Consider the following 4743-nt stretch of genomic DNA (forward strand, 5'->3'; position numbering starts at 1 on the left):
GGGGTCCTCCCCGATCGCGTACCGGCGGCGCGCGGCACCCCCCGCCACCAGCGCGGCCTCCGCCGCCGAGGGGCCCGCCGCGGCGACGGCCGCGCGCAGGGACCGCCAGGCCGTGGCGTGGTCGGCGGCCAGCCGGACGACCGGCCAGTTGCCCGCCAGCATCGACCGGTGCGCGCCGAACGCCTCCAGGGCCCGGCCGACCCAGGGGACCAGCAGGTCGGGCTCCCACTCCCAGCCGACCAGGACGTCGCCGCCGACCGAGACCTTCACGGAGGCCGAGGGCAGGGCGGCCAGCCGGCCGATCCACCCCTCCCACGCCTTCGGATCCCCTCCGGCCAGGGGCGGGGTGGCCAGGTGGTCCACCACGATCGGCAGGTCGGGGCAGGCCGCGGCCACCTGCTCCGCCAGGGCGACGTGGGACTCCGACGTCACCACGAGCTCCCAGAGCAGCCCGGCCCGCTGGGCGGAGCGCATGGTCGCCAGGAGGGCGGGGTCGGCGCGGGCGCCCGGGGGCACCGCCGCCCGGAACCCCCTGACCAGACCGGTGAGGGCGCGCACCCGCGCGAGCTCGCGCTCGGCCGCGACGGGGTCGGCCAGGGGCAGCCAGATCACCAGGGCCCCGGCCGGGGGGAACTCCCTGGCGTAGGCCGCCAGCCGGTCGTTCTCCGCGGGACCGGCCGCGCACTGGACCAGGACCGTGCGCCCGACCTCTCCCCCGGCCAGCTCCCGTTCCAGGTCGGCGGGGGTGAACGCACGGTCGAGCACGGCGGTCCCCGGGGTGCGCGGGCGGACGCCGACCGGCCAGAAGTGCTGGTGCGCGTCGACCGCGGCGGGGGGAGGCGTGGCGGAGGCGGGTTCCATGGGGGCTCCTTGCTCCAGAGATCCGGGCCCCTGAATTGTAGACAATAGTTCGATAGCCAATAGGCCAAGTTTCTGGGCCGCACAGACCCCTTCGCCCTCCACGGACCCCGACCCCCGCACACGGCATCGGCCCGGTCCCGGGGGTGTCCCCCCGGGACCGGGCCGATGCACCTCCGACCTCCGGGCGCCGGTCGCCGCCCACGGGGCGGCTCGCGGTCAGGCCGGCTCGGACAGGCGCGCCGCCAGGCCGCGCACGCAGTCGTCCAGGGCCCGGTCGAGCACGGCCCGGTCGCCGGTGGCCGACCACAGGTCGCCCAGACCGGTGGCCAGCACCATGATCGTGGTCGCGATCTCCCGGGCGGGACGGGCGAGCGCCACGCCTGAGGCGGCCGACCACTCCGCTATCCGCTCGGCGGCGGCGCCCACGTACCTCTCGTGCTCCCAGCCCGGCAGATCGGCCAGCGACGGGTCGCGGCGGGCCAGGGCGATGAGCTCGTCGAGCATCGCGTGGTGCCCCGGGTCGGTGCGCACGCTCTCCAGCTGCGCCTCCAGGACGTTGCGCAGCACGCCTTCCAGGTCGGTCGACCGGGAGGAGCGGTGCCGGGCGCTTTCGACCGAGCGGTCCACCTCGCTCTGCAGCAAGGCGCGGACCAGCGCCGTCTTCGTGCCGAAGCAGTAGTGGACCGAGCCGTGCGGCACGCCGGCGCGCTCGGCGATGGCGCGGGTGGTGGCGGCCGCCACCCCCTGCTCGCGCATCACCTCCGCCGCCGCGGTGAGCAGCTGGGCGCGTCGTTGTTCGATGGGCAGGTGCTCGCGCACCGCCGCCGTGTCTCGCCTGGTCGCCATGGGGTGCAAGATTACACGCGCAAGTTTTGGCCACTTGGCCAAAAATGGGGGTAGTCTGTGGGCACCACCGACGACGGGAGAGCGATCATGCACATCAGACAGGCCGGCGCGGACGACGTCACGGCGTCCGCCGCGATCCTGGCCGAGGCGTTCGAGGACGACCCGCTCCTGCGCGACTTCGTGCCCGCCGGCCCGGACCGGCGCTCACGCCTGGCCCTGCTCTTCTCCGCCCTGATGCGCAAGGGGGCGCTGCGCCACGGCGCGGTGGACGTGGCCGAGGTCCCGGGCGAGGGCATCGTCGGGGTCGCGGTGTGGGAGGGACCGGGCCGGGCGCCCGGGGCGGGGTGGGCCACCCTGCGGGAGGCCGGTGCCCTCATGCGGGCCATGGGCCTATGGGGGCTGGTGTCCTCGCGCCCCGTGCTGCGGGCCTTCGCACGGCACCGGCCCGAGCGCGGGCACTGGTACCTGGACCAGATCGGGGTCTCCGCCGCAGGACGCGGCCGGGGGGTGGGCGGCGCCCTCCTGGCCCACGGGCTGGAGCGGGCCGACCGCGAGGGCCTGCCCGCGTACCTGGTCTCGTCCACCGAGCACAACCGCCGCCTGTACCGCCGCCACGGTTTCGGGGACGGGGAGATCGTCGCGGGCGCGAGCGGCGCGGCCCCGATGGCGATGCTGCGCGAACCGGGGAGCGTCGCACCGGCCTGACCGCGCCGAGGAGGCCGCCGGTGAAGGCGGGGACGCCCCCGCCCCCCCGGGGGACCCGGGGCAGGGCAAGGCCGGGCGTGACCCACCTCACGCGCCCGGCGGCCACGGGGATGTCACGCCCGGCCCGCCCGCTCCCGTCCTTGCCTTGTCAGCCCCGACACCGCAAGGAGAACACCATGCAGGCCCGACTCGACCTCTTCGGCAACGCCCTCGCGACGAAGCTCATGAAGCACATCGCCTCGGCGGGCAGGGCCATCGGGGAATCGACGCTTCCCCGCACCACCCAGGAGCTGGTGCAGCTCCGCGTCAGCCAGATCAACGGCTGCGCCTTCTGCACCGACATGCACACCAAGGAGGCGGCACGGGCCGGGGAGACGGCCGTGCGCCTCAACCTGGTCGCCGTCTGGCGGGAGGCCACGGTCTTCACCGAGGCCGAGCGCGCCGCCCTGGAACTGGCCGAGCAGGGCACCCGCATCGCCGACGCCGCCGGCGGGGTGGACGACGGGGCATGGGAGAAGGCCGCCGAGCACTACGACGAGGACCAGCTGGTCGCCCTGGTCTCCCTCATCTCCTTCATGAACACCGTCAACCGGCTGAACGTCATGGCCCAGACCCCTGCGGGCGACTACCAGCCCGGCCAGTTCGGCTGACCCCGCCCACCCCGGCCCGCGGGGGACCCGCCCCGCGGCGGGCGGGTCCCCCGCGGGCCGCACGGCGCTGCGCCCGATTCCCACCTCAATGAGATTCAAACCACCGATTTCAGAATCAGTGTCCAAAAAGTTACCAAGTGTCCTACCCTGATTCCCGGCGTGGCGTCGCCCCGACGCCACCGCGGTTCAGGGGGAGGACCCGTGGCTCGAGGCAGACGTGCGGGAATGGCGCCGCGCTGGCGCAACCGGTGGCTGGCTGCGGGCGCCGCCGCGGGGCTCATGCTGTCCGCGTACGTGCTCGTCGGCGCCACCGACCCCGGGGCGGGCCCCGGAGCCGCGCTCTGCCGGGCCGCCCACGACAAGCGGGAGATGCGCGGCGCGTGGCTCACCACCGTCGGCAACATCGACTGGCCCTCCGAACCCGGGCTGAGCGCCGACGAGCAGCGGGCCGAGATGGACGAGCGCCTCGACGAGGCGGACGAACTCGGACTGAACACCGTCTTCCTGCACGTGCGCCCCACCGCCGACGCGGTCTACGAGTCCGAGCTGGAGCCCTGGTCCCGCTACCTCACCGGCGAGCAGGGCGGCGACCCCGGCTACGACCCGCTGGAGTACGCCGTCGAGCAGGCGCACGAGCGCGGGCTGGAGCTGCACGCCTGGTTCAACCCCTACCGGGTCGGCCTGAACTCCGACATCGAGGAGATGGCCGAGGACCACCCGGTCGAGGAGAACCCGGACTGGCTGGTCGAGTACGGCGGCGAGGGCTTCCTCGACCCGGGCAACCCGGAGGTCCGGGAGTGGGTCACCGGCGTCATCATGGACGTCGTCGAGCGCTACGACATCGACGGGGTCCACTTCGACGACTTCTTCTACCCCTACCCCAAGGACGGGGAGGAGTTCGACGACGACGCCAGCTGGGAGGAGCACGGCGACGGCTTCGACGACCGCGAGGACTGGCGGCGCGACAACGTCAACCGGCTCGTGGAGGGCGTGCACGACCGGATCCAGGACACCGAGCCGTGGGTCCGCTTCGGGATCTCCCCGTTCGGCATCTGGCGCAACGACGGCAGCGACCCCACCGGGTCGGCGACCTCCGGCCTGGAGTCCTACGCCGCCCAGCACGCCGACACCCGCACCTGGATCAGGGAGGGGATGGTCGACTACGTCGTCCCCCAGCTGTACTGGGAGCGCGGGTTCGGTGCCGCCGACTACGAGGAGCTCGTCCCCTGGTGGGCCTCGGAGGTCGAGGGCACCGGCGTGGACCTCTACATCGGCCAGGCCGCCTACCGGGTCGGCGAGAGCGGTTGGCGCGAGGACGACGCGCTCAGCACCCAGCTCGACTACTCCGAGGACTTCCCCGAGGTCGGGGGCGACGTCTACTTCTCCTTCACCTCCCTCACCGGCGCCGCCGAAGAGGCCTACGAGCACCTGGCCGAGGAGCACTACGCCGACCCGGCGCTCCCGCCCGTGGCCGACCCCTCCCGCGAGGGGCAGCCCCTGACCGGCGCCGTGACCGGGCTGACCGCCACCGCCGACGGCGACGGCGACGGCGACGGCGACGGCGACGGCGACGGCGACGGCGACGGCGACGGCGACGGCGCCGGGCTGGAGTGGGACGAGGTCGACGGCGCCCGGTCCTACGCCGTCTACCGGCTCGACCCGGACGAGGCGGCCCTGGCCC

The 4743-nt window shown here is 74.5% G+C and carries 5 protein-coding genes; 3 read left to right on the forward strand and 2 right to left on the reverse strand.

Annotated elements, in window-relative coordinates:
• Together ACWGL3_RS31010 and ACWGL3_RS31015 are read right to left on the reverse strand one after the other, a co-directional pair.
• The coding region (locus tag ACWGL3_RS31010) for an amidohydrolase family protein (RefSeq protein WP_452462113.1) at positions 1-861 on the reverse strand (861 nt) is incomplete at its 3' end.
• 216 nt (positions 862-1077) lie between these two features.
• Positions 1078-1707 (reverse strand): TetR/AcrR family transcriptional regulator, encoded by a 630-nt coding sequence (locus ACWGL3_RS31015; protein WP_267949580.1) that lies wholly within the window; start codon positions 1705-1707, stop codon positions 1078-1080.
• A gap of 87 nt (positions 1708-1794) precedes the next feature.
• On the opposite strand from ACWGL3_RS31015, the gene ACWGL3_RS31020 reads away from it, so the two are divergent.
• From ACWGL3_RS31020 to ACWGL3_RS31030, 3 genes are all read left to right on the forward strand, one after another.
• Positions 1795-2412, forward strand: coding sequence for a GNAT family N-acetyltransferase (locus tag ACWGL3_RS31020; RefSeq protein WP_452462114.1), 618 nt, complete (start codon positions 1795-1797; stop codon positions 2410-2412).
• Between the two features lie 176 nt (positions 2413-2588).
• Positions 2589-3062, forward strand: coding sequence for a carboxymuconolactone decarboxylase family protein (locus tag ACWGL3_RS31025; protein ID WP_267949578.1), 474 nt, complete (start codon positions 2589-2591; stop codon positions 3060-3062).
• Positions 3063-3287: 225 nt separating this feature from the next.
• Positions 3288-4743 (forward strand): glycoside hydrolase family 10 protein (locus ACWGL3_RS31030; protein WP_452462115.1); only part of this gene is annotated, 1456 nt, incomplete at its 3' end.

The sequence above is a fragment of the Nocardiopsis sp. NPDC055824 genome, from assembly GCF_053616335.1.

What these genes read in the sequence shown, in the direction of transcription:
- ACWGL3_RS31025 (WP_267949578.1), top strand. Translation starts at nt 2,589, where the DNA reads ATGCAGGCCCGACTCGACCTCTTCGGCAACGCCCTCGCGACGAAGCTC.
- ACWGL3_RS31015 (WP_267949580.1), bottom strand. Translation starts at nt 1,707, where the DNA reads ATGGCGACCAGGCGAGACACGGCGGCGGTGCGCGAGCACCTGCCCATC.
- ACWGL3_RS31020 (WP_452462114.1), top strand. Translation starts at nt 1,795, where the DNA reads ATGCACATCAGACAGGCCGGCGCGGACGACGTCACGGCGTCCGCCGCG.